Annotated in this window: 15 protein-coding genes, 1 tRNA gene and 1 pseudogene; 9 read left to right on the top strand and 8 right to left on the bottom strand. The window is 75.5% G+C overall.

Annotation, left to right across the window (positions count from 1 at the left end; genetic code table 11):
- Positions 1-15 precede the first annotated feature (15 nt).
- Positions 16-1770: a SpoIIE family protein phosphatase gene (locus VKA29_RS20285; RefSeq protein WP_324787288.1), complete on the bottom strand. Its 1755-nt coding sequence runs from the start codon at positions 1768-1770 to the stop codon at positions 16-18.
- 343 nt (positions 1771-2113) lie between these two features.
- Here VKA29_RS20285 and VKA29_RS20290 point away from each other — a divergent pair, with 343 nt between their 5' ends.
- The 3 genes from VKA29_RS20290 (at position 2114) to VKA29_RS20300 (ending at position 3764) form a co-directional block, all read left to right on the top strand.
- Positions 2114-2242 carry a hypothetical protein gene (locus tag VKA29_RS20290; RefSeq protein ID WP_324787289.1) on the top strand — a complete coding sequence of 43 codons (129 nt, stop codon included), beginning with the start codon at positions 2114-2116 and terminating at the stop codon, positions 2240-2242.
- 252 nt (positions 2243-2494) lie between these two features.
- A complete protein-coding gene (locus VKA29_RS20295) occupies positions 2495-3160 on the top strand; it encodes an ANTAR domain-containing protein (RefSeq protein WP_420718533.1) in 666 nt (221 codons plus the stop codon).
- A gap of 91 nt (positions 3161-3251) precedes the next feature.
- Positions 3252-3764, top strand: coding sequence for a hypothetical protein (locus VKA29_RS20300; RefSeq protein WP_324787291.1), 513 nt, complete (start codon positions 3252-3254; stop codon positions 3762-3764).
- A 109-nt stretch (positions 3765-3873) separates the two neighbouring features.
- Here the strand turns inward: VKA29_RS20300 and selD are convergent, their stop codons facing one another.
- Entirely contained in the window at positions 3874-4890 is a 1017-nt protein-coding gene (gene selD, locus VKA29_RS20305; protein ID WP_324787292.1) for a selenide, water dikinase SelD, read from the bottom strand.
- A gap of 36 nt (positions 4891-4926) precedes the next feature.
- Here selD and VKA29_RS20310 point away from each other — a divergent pair.
- Positions 4927-5019 (top strand) — tRNA-Sec (locus VKA29_RS20310).
- Positions 5020-5069: 50 nt separating this feature from the next.
- On the opposite strand, the pseudogene selB reads toward VKA29_RS20310, so the two are convergent.
- The 6 genes and pseudogenes from selB to VKA29_RS20340 form a co-directional block, all read right to left on the bottom strand.
- Positions 5070-6803, bottom strand: a pseudogene (selB, locus tag VKA29_RS20315) (selenocysteine-specific translation elongation factor); the annotation flags it as partial.
- Positions 6800-8176, bottom strand: coding sequence for an L-seryl-tRNA(Sec) selenium transferase (gene selA / locus VKA29_RS20320; protein WP_324787293.1), 1377 nt, complete (start codon positions 8174-8176; stop codon positions 6800-6802). The pseudogene selB and the gene selA, both read right to left, overlap by 4 nt.
- 344 nt (positions 8177-8520) lie before the next feature.
- Positions 8521-8799: a glutaredoxin domain-containing protein gene (locus tag VKA29_RS20325; RefSeq protein WP_324787294.1), complete on the bottom strand. Its 279-nt coding sequence runs from the start codon at positions 8797-8799 to the stop codon at positions 8521-8523.
- A gap of 85 nt (positions 8800-8884) precedes the next feature.
- Positions 8885-9328 (bottom strand): DUF7144 family membrane protein, encoded by a 444-nt coding sequence (locus VKA29_RS20330; RefSeq protein WP_324787295.1) that lies wholly within the window; start codon positions 9326-9328, stop codon positions 8885-8887.
- A 221-nt stretch (positions 9329-9549) separates the two neighbouring features.
- Positions 9550-9687 carry a hypothetical protein gene (locus tag VKA29_RS20335; RefSeq protein WP_324787296.1) on the bottom strand — a complete coding sequence of 46 codons (138 nt, stop codon included), beginning with the start codon at positions 9685-9687 and terminating at the stop codon, positions 9550-9552.
- A 103-nt stretch (positions 9688-9790) separates the two neighbouring features.
- Positions 9791-10444: a DUF2202 domain-containing protein gene (locus VKA29_RS20340; RefSeq protein WP_324787297.1), complete on the bottom strand. Its 654-nt coding sequence runs from the start codon at positions 10442-10444 to the stop codon at positions 9791-9793.
- A gap of 169 nt (positions 10445-10613) precedes the next feature.
- Here VKA29_RS20340 and VKA29_RS20345 point away from each other — a divergent pair, with 169 nt between their 5' ends.
- From VKA29_RS20345 to VKA29_RS20365, 5 genes are all read left to right on the top strand, one after another.
- Entirely contained in the window at positions 10614-11309 is a 696-nt protein-coding gene (locus VKA29_RS20345) for a response regulator transcription factor (protein ID WP_324787298.1), read from the top strand.
- Positions 11299-12780: a HAMP domain-containing sensor histidine kinase gene (locus VKA29_RS20350; RefSeq protein ID WP_324787299.1), complete on the top strand. Its 1482-nt coding sequence runs from the start codon at positions 11299-11301 to the stop codon at positions 12778-12780. Before VKA29_RS20345 ends, VKA29_RS20350 begins: the two co-directional genes overlap by 11 nt.
- Before the next feature lie 95 nt (positions 12781-12875).
- Positions 12876-13202: a rhodanese-like domain-containing protein gene (locus VKA29_RS20355; protein WP_324787300.1), complete on the top strand. Its 327-nt coding sequence runs from the start codon at positions 12876-12878 to the stop codon at positions 13200-13202.
- Between the two features lie 52 nt (positions 13203-13254).
- On the top strand, positions 13255-14484 hold the full coding sequence (locus VKA29_RS20360) for an FAD/NAD(P)-binding oxidoreductase (RefSeq protein ID WP_324787301.1): 1230 nt from the start codon (positions 13255-13257) through the stop codon (positions 14482-14484).
- A gap of 144 nt (positions 14485-14628) precedes the next feature.
- Positions 14629-16014, top strand: coding sequence for an MBL fold metallo-hydrolase (locus tag VKA29_RS20365; RefSeq protein WP_324787302.1), 1386 nt, complete (start codon positions 14629-14631; stop codon positions 16012-16014).
- Positions 16015-16110: the final 96 nt, after the last annotated feature.

The raw sequence follows: 16110 nt of genomic DNA on the forward strand, positions 1-16110 counted from the left end.
CGGCTCGACGGCAGGTCACCGGCTCGGCGCGCGCGGCGTCTGTCCCGGGGCCGGGCGAGTGGGGGTGCGCAGGGCCAGCAGGGCGACGTCGTCGTCGTTGTTCGCCGGGCGGACCCGGCGCAGCAGCAGGTCGGTGAAGGACGCGAGGGGGCGGTGGGCGAGGGCCGCGGCGTGCCGGCGCAGCCGGTTCAGGCCCTCGTCCAGGGTGTGGCCGGGGGCCTCGACGAGGCCGTCGGTGTAGAGCAGCAGGGTCGAGCCGGGCGGGAGGAGGGCCGTGGCGTCGGGGCGGGGGGTGCGCACTCCGGTGCCCAGCAGGATGCCGTGCCCGGCGTCGAGGTACTGGGCCAGGCCGTCGCGGCTGATCAACAGGGGCGGCGGATGGCCGGCGTTGGTCCAGAACAGCTGCCACGGTCCGTCGTCGGACGCCTCGATCCGGCCGAAGATCATGGTGGCCATGGTGACGTCGGTGATGTGCTGGATCGCTTCGTCGAGCCGTCCGACGATCCGGCTCGGCGGTTCCTGCTGCGACCAGGCGTAGGCACGCAGCATGTTGCGCACCTGCGCCATGCCCGCCGCGGCCTCCAGGTCGTGCCCGACGACGTCCCCGATCGCCAGGGCGGTGGCGCCGTCGGACAGGGGGAAGGCGTCGTACCAGTCGCCGCCGACCTGCGAGGCGTCCGGCGCGGGCAGGTAGCGGACGGTCATCTGCAGCCGCGGCACTCTCGGCATCTGCGGCAGCAGGTGGTTCTGCATGGTCTCGGCGACCCTGCGCTGGCGCTGGTAGAGGCGGGCGTTGTCCAGGGAGAGGCCGGCGCGGCGCGCGACGTCCTCGATCAGCGGGAGGTCGGCGGCGGTGAAGGCCACCGGGTTCTCGGCGCGGCCCAGCGTGAGGGCGCCCACCACCTCGCGGCTGCTCCGGATGGGCGCGATGGCCGCGGAGTGCATGCCGGTGGCCTCGAACAGGCGGCGCTGTTCGACGGCGATGCCGGAGTCCGGTTCACCCCGGTAGGTCTGCGGCCCGGCCAGGGCGGCGGCGACCCCGCGCAGGGCTCTGGACAGCGGCAGCGGAGACTCCTCCGACACCGGCGGCATCGGACCCTGCAACTCCTCGTGGTGCACCAGGGCCTCGCCTTCGGCGTGCACGACGACGGCGCGCTGCACCTCGTCGCTGTCGGCGATCAGATCGACGACCGCCCAGTCCGCCAGCCGCGGCACGACCAGCGCGACCAGCCGGCGCAGCGCCTCCTCGACGTCGAGCGTCGACGACAGCTGTGTGGTGGTCTCGGCCAGCAGGGCCAGCCTGGCCAGTTCCGTCATCGGCTGGACGCCCTGCCCGAACCGCTCACCGGGCTTGCCCAGCGGATCGGAGCTGTGGAAGATCACGATCATGCCGCGCCGCCCGCCGCCGATCTCGTACGGGGTGAGCAGCCAGGAGATGGGCAGCACGGAGCCGTCGCCCCGCGCGAAGTAGTCCACGTCGGACTGGGCGGTGTGTCCGGCGTGGAACGCCTGCCGCATGCCGCACTGGGTCCGGGGCAGCGACCGGCCGTGCGGCCCGCGGTGCAGCAGGTCGTGCGCGTCCTGGCCGAGGAGGTCCTCGGCGGACCGGCCCAGCAGCTGTTCGGCGCGGGCGTTGACGGCCAGGATGCAGCCCTGGTCGTCCACCAGGTAGGCGCCGGTCCCGATGGCTTCCAGCGCCCGGCCGTGCGCGTCGGGACCGGTCGGCCGGGACGGCTCCTCGACGGTCTCCGCATGCTGGGGCCGCGCCATCTCCACGCCTCCCTCGGTGATCGGGCTCCGAGCGCTGTCGGGCTCCGAGCGCTTTCCGGCTCCGGATGTCTTCGGGTTCTCGGTGTTCGGGCTCCGGGTGCTGTCCGGCTCCGGGTGTTTTCGGTCTCTGGGTGCTTTCGTATGCCCCGGCCCGGGGACATCACCCGCTCCGGGTGGCGACCGGGGCGTCTCACCCCATGTTCACCCACCGGCCGTTCCTTCTGCGACCGCCGGGCGGGAGCCGTTCGCCCGGCACTCGCCGGAGGTGGATTGCCCGGCGGGCCGGGTACCGGGAGAGCGGGCACCGCAGCCGGTGCCCCGCACGGCACGTACGACAGCGGAGGTGACGATGAGGCGTGACGAGTTCCTCGCCCGTGCCCGCGAGCCCGGCGGACACGACGAGCCCGGCGGAGACGACGAGCCCGGCGGAGACGACGGCCGGGACGGGGCCGCGGCCCGCCTCGCGGGCTGACACACGGCGCGGGAGGCCGGCCGGCTGCGGCCGCGCGGCGGCTTCCCGCCCGACGGGGCCCGCACCTCCCGGTGCGGGCCGGCATGGCCACGGGGGCCGTGGGAGTCCGGCCGGTGCAGGCCGGAGCCTGGGCCGCGACGTCGCGGTTCCTTCCTCCCCGCGGCGGCCGGCCGGCACGTCCGGCCGCCGGTGGCCGGAGCGGCGAGCGAGACGGGTGGTGTGCCGGTGGAATGGCGGGAGTACGCGGAGCAGATGGCCCGGCTGGCACGGGATCTGCTGGCGCAGGATTCGGTCCAGGGAACGCTGGACGCCATCGCGGCGGCGGCGGTGCGGCTGGTCGACGGCTGCGACGCGGCCGGGATCCTCGCGGTGCGCAAGGGCCGGGCGGTCACCCTGGCCGCGTGCGGGGACGTGGTCCGGGACTGCGACCGGCTGCAGGGGGAGCTGGGCGAGGGACCCTGCTTCGACCTCGCCCGCGGCGCCGCCGGTGAGCGTGCGTACCGCATCGAGGACCTCAGCCGGCCCCAGGCGTCCTGGCGGCGGTTCGCCGCGGGAGCCCGCGAGCTGGGCGTGGGCAGCATGAGCGGGGTGCTGCTCTACGCCGAGGACGAGGACTTCGGGGCGCTCGACCTGTACGCGCGCCGTCCCGGAGCCTTCGGCGAGGACGTCGAGACGGCGGTCTGGCTGCTGGCCTCGCACGCCGCCGTCGCCCTGTCCAGCGCCCGCACCATCGACCAGCTCGAGCACGCCATGGACAGCCGGCACGCCATCGGCGAGGCCATGGGCATGCTGATGGAGCGTCACCGCTTCAGCGAGGAGGAGGCGTTCGACGTGCTGCGCCGCATCTCCCAGCACCACAACCTCAAGCTGCGCGACGTCGCCCGGCGGATCAGCGGCGCGGGCGCCGACGGGGGCTGACGGGCGCTGACGGGCGGGTGCCGTGCCAAACGGTCGGTGTGCCGCGGTACTTGCGGCGCGGAGGCCGCCCGCATGGCATGATCAGGTGCAAATGGCCACCAGAGAACCGGACGACGGCACGGCAGCGGGCGACGGACACCACGCGGAGCCCGTGCCCGAGGACGTCTGGCGACGGTTCGCGGCCGACAGCGAACGGGCCATCCGCCGCTCCGCTCCCCGGGAACCCTCGGCGCACGAGCGACTGTCGGGGGCGTCCGTGCGCTTCGCGCCCGGCGGGGCGAACCGGGAACGCGGCGCCGGCCACGCGTCGTCGGACGCGGTCGGTGAACTGTGGCAGCCGCAGGAGCTGTCGGCCGGCCCGGCCTGGCGCGACCTGGACGGTCCCGGCCGGCGCCGCCGGGTGTGCCGGGTGCTGGGAACCGTGGCGGCGGTCGTGCTGCTGCTGTCCGCGGCGTCCCATCTGTCCACCGGTCCCCGCCAGGGCCGCGGGGTGCCCGGCGGCACCACCCTCCAGCAGTCGGAGGACGTCCCGGCCGGCTCCCCGGCCGGCGCCACGTCCCGCCCCGAGCCGGACGACACGGCGCCCACCCTGCGCGCGGGCTGACCCGCGCCCCGAGCCGCCGGACCGCCGCACGGCGCGACCGGCGCGGCGGTGGGACGACGCCGCCGGGAAACCCGGGCGCCCGTACGGCCGGGGATCGAGAACACCTGCTTCAGCGGACGACCAGCGTGTGCTCCCCGCGGGGCGTCAGACGGCCGATGACGGGGGCGCCCGGGACCTCGCCGGCCACCAGCAGGCCGCCGGAGGTCTGGGCGTCGGCCAGCAGCAGCCGGGTGTCCTCGTCGGCCGTGCCGAAGTCGGTGTGCGGGGCGACCCAGGCGAGGTTGCGCCGGGTGCCGCCGCTGACGTAGCCGTCCCGTACGGCCTCGCGGGCGCCGTCCAGGTACGGCACCGCGGCGGAGTCGATCACCGCGGTGACGCCGGAGGCCCTGGCGAGCTTGTGGAGGTGGCCGAGCAGCCCGAACCCGGTCACGTCGGTCGCGCAGACCGCGCCCGCCGCCAGCGCCGCGGCCGCCGCGTCCCGGTTGAGGCGGGTCATCGTCTCCACCGCCTGCGGGAACTCCTCGCCGGTGGCCTTGTGCCGGTTGTTGAGCACCCCGACGCCCAGCGGCTTGGTCAGCGACAGCGGCAGCCCGGCGCGGCCGGTGTCGTTGCGCAGCAGCCGACCGGGGTCGGCGAGTCCGGTGACGGCCATGCCGTACTTGGGCTCGACGTCGTCGACGCTGTGTCCGCCTCCGACGTGGCAGCCCGCCTCGGCCGCGACGTCCAGCCCGCCCCGCAGCACCTCGCGGGCCAGGTCGAACGGCAGCCGGTCGCGGGGCCAGGCGAGGAGGTTGACGGCGAGGACGGGCCGGCCGCCCATCGCGTACACGTCGGACAGGGCGTTGGCGGCGGCGACGCGCCCCCAGTCGTAGGGGTCGTCGACGACGGGTGTGAAGAAGTCCGCGGTGGACACCACGGCCGTGTCCTGCCGTCCGGGGAGGGCGACGACGGCGGCGTCGTCGCCGGTTGCCAGGCCGACCAGCAGCGGCGCGGCGCCCCCGGCCGGCGGCGGCGCGGTCAGGCCGGCGACGACCTCCTCCAGCTCACCGGGCGGGATCTTGCAGGCGCAGCCGCCGCCGTGCGCGAACTGCGTGAGGCGGACGGTCGCTTGGCGGGTCGGTGTCATACCGGTCTCCTGGGGCACTAGCCTGACGGATGCGGTGGAGGCGTGTGGGTGCCTGGTGGCCCTCCCGGTCTTCAAAACCGAGGTGTCCGAGGATCTCGGGCAGGCGGGTTCGATTCCCGTCCGCCTCCGCTCCCCCGCCCCCCGGCCCTGACCCGGCGCCGGCCGGCGTCGTCCACACGTTCGGTGCGGCCGGTCGCGTCGAGGTGTTCCAGGAGCGGTACGACGACCCGGCGGCTGCTGCCGAGGGCGCGGCGCGCCTCGCTGACCGTGAACGGCTGCTCCAGCCCCGCCAGCAGGTGTGCGGCCCGGTCGTCGGCGCCGGGCAGCAGCACCACCCCGTCCGCGACGCGCAGCAGGTCACCGGCGCCCTGCGCGGCGGCCAGCAGCCGGGCGTCCAGGCCGAGGGCGGCGAGCCGGCCCGCGTCGGGGGCGTGGAAGGGCCGTTCGGCCAGCTCGCGCCGGAGGGTGTCGACGGCGTGGCGGGCCCGGGCGGGCAGCTCCGGGCGGGCCCTGCTGCCGTAGACGCGCCCCGCCCGGTGGGTGAGGCCGGGCGCGGCCGTCAGCAGGGCGGTGACCAGGGCCCGGTCGGGCAGGCCGAGGAGCCTGCGGGCCGCCTCCAGCGGCAGGCCGGGGTCGGCGGGGTGCGCGGTGGCGTGTTCCTCGACCGCGGTCTCCAGTCGCCGCCGCAGCCGCGCCCAGTGGCCGGGGTCGGCGAGCCAGTCACCGGCGACCGCTTCCCCGGCGGGCGGGACGCCCATGGCGCGCAGGTCGGCGGCGCGGGCCAGGCCGCGGCGGGCCAGCTCCGAGGCGGCGTCCGGCTCACCGGTGAGGTCCTGGAGGATCTTCCCGCGGTTCCTGGCCGCGCCGCGCCGGATCAGGGCGGGCGGCCGGACGTCGAGCACGGTCACGCCCGCGGGCACGGCGTGCCGGCCCGGGTCGCGCAGCAGCCCGGTGTCGCCGACGTGCAGCGGCAGCGGCCGGTCCGCGGTCAGCCGGGCGGTGTCGTGGCCGAGGGGCCGTACGGTGACCGGGCGGGCGGCCGTGCCGACGTGCAGGACGAGGTGGCGGGGCAGGTCGGCGGCGGCGCCGTGCAGGCGCACGTCGACGCGGTCGGCGGCGCTCCAGCGGGCGGGGGTGAGCAGTGCGTCCCCGCGCCGGACGCGGTCCGCGCCGGCGCCGTGGACGTTGACGGCGACGCGGGCCACGGCGGACACCGCGTCCCGGTCCCGCTTCAGCGTCTGCAGACCGCGCACCCGCAACGGGGCGCCGCCGGCGGACAGTTCGAGCCGGTCGCCGACCCGGAGGGTGCCCGCCCGCAGGGTCCCGGTGACCACCGTGCCCCGCCCGCGGACGGTGAAGACGCGGTCCGCCCACAGCCGTACCGGCGCCTCGGTGTCCGGCGGGGGCAGGGACCGGGCGAGGCCGCCCAGGGCGGCCCGCAACTCGTCCAGGCCGCGGCCGTCGACGGCGCTGACGGCCACGGCCGGCGCGCCGCGCAGGGTGGTCGCGCCGAGGCGGTCCAGCGCGGCGCGGCGCACCGGTTCGGGGTCGGCGAGGTCGCTGCGGGTGACCGCGAGGACGGCGTGCCGTACGCGCAGGGCGTCGAGGATCGCCAGGTGCTCCTCGGACTGGGCCTGCCAGCCCTGGTCGGCGGCGACGACGAACAGGGCCGCGGGCGCCGGGCCGACACCGGCGAGCATGTTGCCGACCAGCCGTTCGTGGCCGGGGACGTCGACGAACGCCATCTCCCCCGCCCCGGGCATGCGGGTCCACACGAATCCCAGGTCGAGGGTGAGGCCGCGGCGGCGTTCCTCCTCCCAGCGGTCGGGCTCCATCCCGGTCAGGGCGCGGACGAGGGCGGACTTGCCGTGGTCGACGTGCCCGGCGGTGGAGACGACGTGCACGGCGGTCACCCGATCGGGGCGGCGGCGGTGACGGCGTCCAGCAGGACGGGGTCCAGGGTGCCGGGCACGGTCCGCAGGTCCAGCAGGCAGCGGCCGTGGTCCACGCGGCCGACGACCGGGGGCCGGCCCCGGCGCAGGCGGGGCGCGAACGCCTCCGGCAGGGACACCGCGGCGCTGGGCAGGCCGACGCCGGGGGCCCCACCACCGCCGACGGTGGCGGTGGTGTCCACCGGGCGGGCGTCGACACCGGCGTCCCGCAGGCGGGCGGCGAGGCGCGCGGCCCGCTCGCGCAGCGTGTCCGGGTCGGCGTGCAGGGCCTGGTGGGTGGGGGTGGGCGGTCCGGCGAGGGTGGCCTCCAGCGCGGCGAGGGTGAGTTTGTCGACGCGCAGGGCGCGGGCGAGGGGATGGCGGCGCAGCCGTTCGACGAGGTCGGCGCGGCCGAGGACGAGACCGCACTGGGGTCCGCCGAGGAGTTTGTCGCCGCTGGCCGTGACGAGGGCGGCGCCGGAGCGCAGCATGCTCGTGGCGTCGGGTTCGTCGGGGAGCAGGCGGTCGGGGACGAGCAGGCCGGATCCGATGTCGGCCACGACGGGCACGCCGAGGCCCGCCAGGGCGGACACGGGCGCGGCGCGGGTGAAGCCGGTGACGCGGAAGTTGGAGGGGTGGACCTTCAGCAGGAAGCCGGTGTCGGGGCCGAGGGCGCGGGCGTAGTCGTCGGGGGTGGTCCGGTTGGTGGTGCCGACCTCGCGCAGCCGTGCGCCGGTGGAGACCAGGATGTCGGGGATGCGGAAGCCGTCCCCGATCTCGACCATCTCGCCGCGGCTGATGACGATCTCCCGTTCCGCCGCGAGGGCGCTCGCGGCCAGGACGAGGGCGGCGGCGCCGTTGTTGACGATCAGCGCCGACCCGGCGGCGGGCACCGCGGCCAGCAGCGCTGCCCGCGCGCTCTCGCCGCGCCGGGCCCGGCCGCCGCCGGTGAGGTCGAACTCCACGTCGGTGGTGCCGGCGGCGGCCAGCACCGCCGCCCGCGCCGCCTCGGAGAGGGGGGCGCGGCCCAGGTTGGTGTGCAGCAGGACGCCGGTGGCGTTCAGGACGCGGCGCAGCGCGCTCGCGCTCTCCGGCAGGCCGGCGACGGCCTCGTCCAGGACGTCCGCGGGCCGGATCCCGCCCGTCCGGGCGCGGTCCTGCGCGGCCACGACGGCGGACTTCACCACCCGGGCGCCCAGCCGGGCGACGGCCTCCTGGAGCCGGGGGTCGGCCAGGAGCGCGTCGGTGCGCGGGATGTCCCGCAGCGGTCCCGCTCCGCTCCCCGGGCCCGGGCCGTCCCGCACGACGGCCACGCTCCCGCCCCGGCCGGCCCCGCGGGCACCAGCTGGCTTCATGTCTCCTCCTGTTCCAGGCACAGGAGTAGCCAGGAAGGTCCACCGCCAAACCGGGCGTCACACAGCCGCTACGGGATCGGGCCCCCGGCGCCGACGGCCACCGCCACGCCACACAGCCACGCGGCCTCCCGGACCCGGCCCGATCGGGACGGCCCCGGACCCGGCGGACACGGCCTCGCGGACCCGGCAGACGCCGCACCGGGCAGGCCGGCCGGCACCTGACACGGCCCAGCCTCCTCCGGTCCGCGACCACCGGCTCCCCCGCCCGACCCCCACCGCAATGCCGGGGGGTCAGGCCGGTGTCGGCGGTCAGACCGGTGTCGGCGCAGACCGGTGTCGGCGGGTCAGGCCGTGTCCGGCAGGAGGTGCGGCGCGTGGGCTGCGACGGCCCGCAGCACCTGCCTCTTCGACGGGTTCACCATCGCCCTCCCGGCCACGGTCACCGTCGGCACGGTCTCGTTGCCGTCCGCGACCGAGCGGACGAACGCCGCCGCCCGGGGGTCGCGCCGGATGTCGACCTCGGTGTACCGCAGTCGCGTCAGCCGCAGGCGCAGGCGCAGCTTCATGCAGAACACGCAGCCGGGCCGCCAGTGGACGACGACGCCCTCGCGGTCCTCGTTCACGGCTGTCCCCCTCGGTCTCGGCGGCGGTGCTGCAAGCGTAGGGGAGTCCGGGGTGCGGGCGGGGGCGGGGACGGGGGCGGGGACGTCATCTGCCCGTGGTCTGCGGCTCGTAGGTGGCGAGCGCCCAGATCACGAACACGTCGATCGCCATCATGATGACGGACCACACCGGCGCGTAGGGCAGGAACAGGAACTGGGCCATCAGGCTCAGTGACGCCAGCACGATGCCGACCCCACGCGCCCACCCGGCGCCGGAGAGGATGCCCGCGCCGGCGATGACGGCTATGACGCCGAGAACGAGCAGGATCCATCCCCAGCCGGTCAGGTTGATCTTGTAGACGTAGTTGCCGATGCGGGCGTAGACGTCATCCTTGGAGATCGCCGCGACGCCCTGGAAGACGGCCAGGAAGCCGTTGACGATCATCAGGACGCCCCCGAAGACGGCGCCGCCGTTGGCCCAGGCGCTGCCGCCGGCGGGGGCGGATCGGTAGTCACCGGACGGGGCGCCCGAGTGGGACGGTGCGGTCATGGTCGCACTCCGTTTCTCGTGGGGCGGCGGCAGCGGGCACCGGTCGCCCGGCCGCCTGCTTCGACAGTCGGCCCGGAGTGCGGGGTCGGCCAGAGGATGTGAGCCGATCGGGTGATGGACGGGTCAGGGAACGTGTGACGGACGGGTCAGGGAACGTGTGACGGACGGGTGCGCGTCGGGCACGTGCCCGCACGGCCGGCCCGGGGTGACGGCCCGGGGTGTCACTCGGGCTCGCCGTCGTCGACGCGGTAGGTCCTCGTCCAGCTGGCGCCGCAGCGGCAGCGGGAGAGCTCCACCAGATCGCCTTCCTCGGACACGGCCAGACCGTCGCGGAGGCGGACGTGCACGTGCTGACTCATGGGATGCGCCTTCTCTCGCGTGTGCCGGGAGTACCCACTGTCATCACATGTCCGCCTCCGTCCGCAATGACGCGGACCACAGGGCGGCCGGCTGCCCGGTCGGCTACTCGTCGGCGATCGAGCGCTCGAACGCCGACAGGTGCCGCTCCGAGGCGGTGCGGAGGTGGGTGTACACCTGGCGCGCGTCCGGGGCGGTGAGGCCGGACAGCGCCTTCGTCAGCGCGGCGACGTCGTCGGTCTCGACGGTGCGGCCGGCCTTCAGCGCCGCGTCCAGGCCGCCCTCGCCCTGCTTCAGCAGCCGGTCGTAGGTGGCCTGGACGGCCGGGTCGGCGAACTCGCCGGCCGGCTGTCCGGTGGTCGGGTCGCCGACGTCGTAGCGGTCCAGCAGGGTCCGTACGGCGGTCAGGTGCTGTGTCTCGGCCGCCGCGATCCGGTCGAAGATCCGTACGTCGTAGCGCTCGGCGAACGCCGTGTAGAGGTCGTGCGCCAGCATCTCCTCCTCGGCCATGCCGGCCAGGGTGTCCTTCCGGGCGGCCGTGAGGGTTCCCTGCCCGGCGGGGGCGGTCCGCGTGCAGGGCGCGTCGTCGCCGTGGCCGCCGTGCCGGTGGGCGGGCTCCGACGTGCGGTGCATGCCCTGGGCGGCCGCCGGCGCGGGGGTGCCGCCGGAGTCCGCGATCACCGGTCCTGCCGTCGCGACCCCGCCGACGGCGAGGACGCCCACGGTGAGGATCGTCGCGATTCTGCGGTTGCGTGTCATGTCCGGCCTCCTCGGATCCGCGGGGACGTGGCTTGGTCCCCGCACGGTCACCCTCGCGCCGGGCCCTGCAGTCGGCGTGCCGGGGATGTGGAGACGGGATGGAGGCGGCGGGGAAGGTTGGGCTGTTCGGCCCTCGCCGGGACGTGTCCGGGACGCGTAGGAGTGGGGCATGTCCACCACGGTGCTCGTCGTCGAGGACGAGAAGGAGATCCGGGAGCTGCTGCGCCGCTACCTGGAGCGCGCCGGTCACGGGGTGCTGACGACCGGCTCGGGCGCGGAGGCCGTACGGCTGCTCGGCGAGCGGCGGGTCGACCTGGCGCTGCTCGACCTGGGGCTGCCGGACGTGGACGGTGACGAGGTGCTGCGCGAGGCCCGGGAGCAGGGGCGGGTGCCGGTGGTGGTGCTGACCGCCCGTACCGCCGTCGAGGACCGCATCCACGGGCTGCGGCTGGGCGCCGACGACTACGTGACCAAGCCCTTCAGCCCCACCGAGGTGGTGCTCAGGGTCGGTGCGGTGCTGCAGCGGGCCCGGGGCGCGGGCACGGCGGACGCGCCGGTCCCGTCGTACGGCGGGGGCCGGCTGCGGATCGACGAGGCCCGGCACGAGGCGGTGCTGGACGGCGTCGCCGTCGAGCTGACGCCCACCGAGTGGGGTCTGCTGACCACGCTGGCGTCGGTGCCCGGACGGGTGTACTCCCGCTACGAGCTGGTCAACCGGGTGCGCGGCTACGAGTTCGCCGGCTACGAGCGGACCGTGGACTCGCATGTGAAGAACCTGCGGCGCAAGCTCGGACCGGCCGGCCCCGCTCTCGTGGAGACGGTGCTGGGGGTCGGCTACCGGCTGGGGTGGCCCCGTGATCCGTGACCGCTCCTCGACGCGGCCGGCGACCGCTCCGGCCGGGCCGCCGCGGCGGCCGGGTGGGCTCGGCCCGCTGGGCCGGCGGCTGTTCGCGGCGTTCGTCGTGGTCGCGCTGGCGTCCGTGGCCCTGCTGACGGCCGCGGCGCTGGTCGGCGCCGACCGCGGGCTCAGCAGTGCCCGGCAGGCCGACCGCCTCGAAACCGCCTCCCGGGTGGCCGCGGCCGCCGCCGACGCCTACCGGGCCGCGGACGGCTGGCCGGCGGCCGACCTGTCCGCCGCGCGGTCCCTGGCCGCCGGGGCCGGGGCGGAGCTGACCGCGCGGGACGCGGACGGCCGTGCGGTCCCCGGCGGATCCGGCCCCGGCGCGGGCGCCGGGCACGGCGTGTCCGGGCAGGAGCACGGCTCGTACGGGCACGGCGGCTCGTCCGGACCGACCGCGACCGCGTCCGTCCTCGTGGACTCCGCCGCGGTCGGCTCGGTCCTGCTCCGCTTCCCGCCCGGCGCCGCGTCCGGCGGGCTGTCCGTGGCCTGGGGCTGGGTGACCGTCGCCGCTGTCGGCGCCCTCGTCCTCGCGCTGGCCGTCAGCTGGTTCGTCACCCGGCGCCTGACCGCTCCCGTCGTGCGGGTCGCGGCGACCGCCCGAGCGCTGGCCGCCGGGGACCGCGAGGCCCGCGCCCGGATCGACGCTCCGGGTGAACTGGGCGACCTGGCCCGCGCGTTCGACGCGATGGCCGACGAGGTCACCCGCGCCGAGCAGGCCCGCCACCGGCTCGCCGCCGACATCGCGCACGAACTGCGCACCCCGCTGGCGGCGCTGCAGGCGGGGCTGGAGGAGCTGCGCGACGGCTACGCCGACCCGTCCGCGGACCGGCTGGCCGCCCTGCACGACCAGACCCTGCGGCTGGGCCGGGTCGTCGGCGACCTCGGCGAGCTGGCGGACGCCGAGTCGGCCCGGCTGTCCCTGCGGCGCGCCGAGGTGGATCTGGTGGCGGTGGTCCGTGCGGCCGTGGCGGACCGCGAGGCCGAGCTGCGCACCGCGGGGCTGACCGTGCGCACCCGCACGGGGTCCGCCCCGCTCATGGTGTACGCCGACGCCGACCGGCTGCACCAGGCCCTGGGCAACCTCCTGTCGAACGCGGCCCGGTACTGCCGTCCGGGCGACACCGTCACCGTCGGCGCCTCCTGCCGCGCCGGGGAGGCGGTCGTCGAGGTGGCCGACACGGGACCGGGGATCCCCGCCGAGGAACTCCCGCACGTCTTCGACCGGCTCTGGCGGGGCACGCACGCCCGTGCGACCGGCGGCAGCGGTATCGGCCTGGCCGTGGTCAGGGAACTCGTCACCGCGCACGGCGGCGCCGTCGGCGCCGCGTCCGGCCCGGACGGCGGCACCACCATCACGCTGCGCCTGCCGACCGCCGCGACCCGCGTCGCCACTCCCGGGCGCGACGTGCCTGGTCAGAGACCTGGCGTTGCCTGACGGTCAAATACCCCTAGGGGTATTTGACGCTTCCCCCGAGAGGGTCGTACTCTCGCTTACAAGAAACCCCCGGGGGTATTTGAGGAGGCAACCACATGGCTCGCGAAGTCACCCAGGAGGAGTTCTCCGCCGCATGGGCGGACGGCGCGCTCACCGTCGACGTCCGGGAACCCGCCGAGTACGTGGCCGGCCACGTGCCGGGCGCGCGGCTCATGCCGCTGCGCAGCGTGCTCGACCGGTGCGGCGAACTGCCCGGCGACCGGCCGGTCTACGTGATCTGCGCCAGCGGCAACCGCAGCAAGACCGCCGCCGACTGGATGAACTCCCGTGGTGTCGACGCCTTCTCGGTGGCCGGCGGCACCAGTGGCTGGGCCCGAGCGGGCCGCCCGACAGCGGCCGGTGCCCCCGAGCACGCGGCCTGACCCACCCCACCGACACCCGCACCCAGGCCTGCTGACGAGAAGGAGTTCCGCCTTGGCCGCCACCCCCTCCCCCGCGAACGAGCCGCTCACCGGCCGTCACCGCGTCGTCGTCATCGGCGGCGGCAGCGCCGGCATCAGCGTCGCGGCCCGCCTGCGCCGCGCCGGCGTCACCGACATCACCCTGATCGAACCGTCCGACACCCACTGGTACCAGCCCCTGTGGACGCTGGTCGGCGGCGGCCAGGCCCCCCTCGGCGCCTCCCGCCGTCCCGAGGGCTCCGTCATCCCCGACGGGGTGCGCTGGGTCCGGCGCCGCGCCGAGTCCGTCGACCCCGAGGCCCGGACGGTCACCCTGTCCGGCGGCGAGCAGCTCACCTACGAGTACCTGGTGGTGGCCCCGGGCCTCCAGCTCGACTGGGACGGCGTGCCCGGCCTCGCGGAGGCCGTCGGCCACGACCGGGTGAGCAGCAACTACGCTCCCCAGTACGCCCCGCGCACCTGGGAGCTGGTCAAGCAGCTGAAGTCGGGCACGGCCGTGTTCACCCACCCGGCCACCCCGCTGAAGTGCGGCGGCGCCCCGCAGAAGATCGCCTACCTGGCCGCCGACTACTGGCGCAAGCACAAGGTCCTGGACCAGATCCGCGTCATCATGGTCATCCCGGACCCGGTGATGTTCAAGGTGCCGGCCTGGGCGCAGGTACTGGAGAAGGTCGCCGCCCGGTACGGCATCGAGGTCCGGCTCAGCTCGGAGATGACGGCCGTCGACGGCGACGCCCGCACGCTCGTCATCACCGACCACGCGAAGGGCACCAAGGAGACCATCGGCTACGACCTCCTGCACGCCGTGCCGCCGCAGAGCGCCCCCGACTGGATCAAGACCGGTCCGCTGGCCGACCCGGCGAGCCCGCTGGGGTTCGTCGCCGCCGACAAGCACACCCTGCGGCACCCGGTCTACGGCAACGTCTTCGCGCTCGGCGACGTGGCGAACCTGCCGACGTCGAAGACCGGCGCGGCCGTGCGCAAGCAGGCGCCGGTCGTGGCGGCCAACCTGCTCGACGTGATGAACGGCCGCTCCCCGTCCCGCCGGTACGACGGCTACACGTCCTGCCCGCTGGTGACCGCCCGCGACAAGATGCTGCTCGCCGAGTTCGACTACGACCTGAAGCCGCAGCCCTCCTTCCCGCTCATCGACACGTTCAAGGAGCGGCGGGACATGTGGGTGTTCAAGCGGTACCTGCTGCCGCCGGTGTACTGGCACGGCATGCTCACCGGCCGGCTCTGACCGGCAGGCCGGGCCCGGGCCTTCCCCGCCCGGACCGGCCACCCGCCCCTGCCCCCTGTACCCCGCCCCCGCCAAGGGCGGACCAGACCCTTATACATACCCCCCTGGGTATTAATTCCGAACCGATACGGAGGTCGACCGACCATGTTCTTCGCCCAGTACTACCTCGACTGCCTCTCCCACGCCTCGTACATGATCGCCGACGAGACCACCGGCAAGGCCGTCGTCGTCGACCCGCGCCGTGACGTCTCCGAGTACCTCACCGACGCCGAGGCGCACGGCTTCACCATCGAGGCCGTGCTGAACACCCACTTCCACGCCGACTTCCTCGCCGGTCACCTGGAGCTCCGGGACCGCGCCGGCGCCTGGATCGGCTACGGGCAGCGTGCCGAGGCCGAGTACCCCATCCGCAAGCTGACCGACGGCGAGCGCATCAGCCTCGGCGACGTCCAGCTGCAGATCATCGAGACCCCCGGCCACACCCCGGAGTCGATCAGCATCCTGGTGTACGAGCACGCGGACGACGCCGTGCCCTACGGCGTTCTCACCGGCGACGCGCTGTTCATCGGCGACGTCGGCCGTCCCGACCTGCTCGCCTCGATCGGCGTCACCGCCGACGAGCTCGGCTCGATGCTCTACGACAGCATCCAGAACAAGCTGATGGCCCTGCCCGACGCGGTGCGGGTGTTCCCCGCGCACGGCGCCGGGTCCGCCTGCGGCAAGAACCTCTCCACCCAGCGTCAGTCGACCATCGGCGAGCAGCGCGCCACCAACTACGCGTGCCGCCCGATGAGCGAGGAGAAGTTCGTCGAGCTGGTGACCGAGGGACAGCCCTCCGCCCCCGCCTACTTCGTCTACGACGCCATCCTCAACCGCAAGGAGCACGGCCTGTTCGACGCGACCGCGGCGCCGCGTCCGCTGTCGGTCGAGGACTTCATGGAGCGGCGCGCCGCCGGGGCGGTCGTCCTCGACGCCCGCTCGCCGCAGGACTTCGCCACCGGGCACCTGCGCGGCTCGGTCAACGTGCCCGCCGACGGCCGCTTCGCCGAGCAGGCCGGCATGGTCGTCGGCCCGGAGGAGGACGTCATCGTGGTCGCGCCGCAGGACCGCGAGGAGGAGATCGTCACCCGGCTCGCCCGCATCGGCTTCGACAAGGTCGGCGGCTACCTGCGGGAGCCCGAGGGCGCCTTCCCCGCCCTGGCGGACGAGATGGCGCAGGCCAGCCGCCTGACCGTGGACGAGCTGCGCAAGGCCCTGGACGGCGACCAGCCGCCGCTGGTGATCGACGTCCGCAACGGCTCCGAGCGCGAGGAGGGCTTCATCGAGGGCTCGCTGCACATCCCGCTGGCCGAACTGGCCCGCCGCATCGACGAGGTCCCCACCGACCGGCCCCTGGTCGTGCACTGCGCGGGCGGCCACCGCTCCTCCATCGGCTCCAGCCTGCTGCGGCACAAGGGCCGCGCCGATGTCTCCGACCTGCTCGGCGGCTACGGCGCCTGGCTCGCCGAGCCGGCCACGAGCTGCGCCTGACCCACCCCGCGGGCGGCGGTTGCTGATCGCTATGTCCGATGGGCGACACTGGGGACGGCCCGTAGTCGTGGCCGGATGATGCACTTAGCATCAGCC

Source organism: Streptomyces sp. H51, assembly GCF_035656535.1.
Taxonomy (GTDB): Bacteria; Actinomycetota; Actinomycetes; order Streptomycetales; family Streptomycetaceae; genus Streptomyces.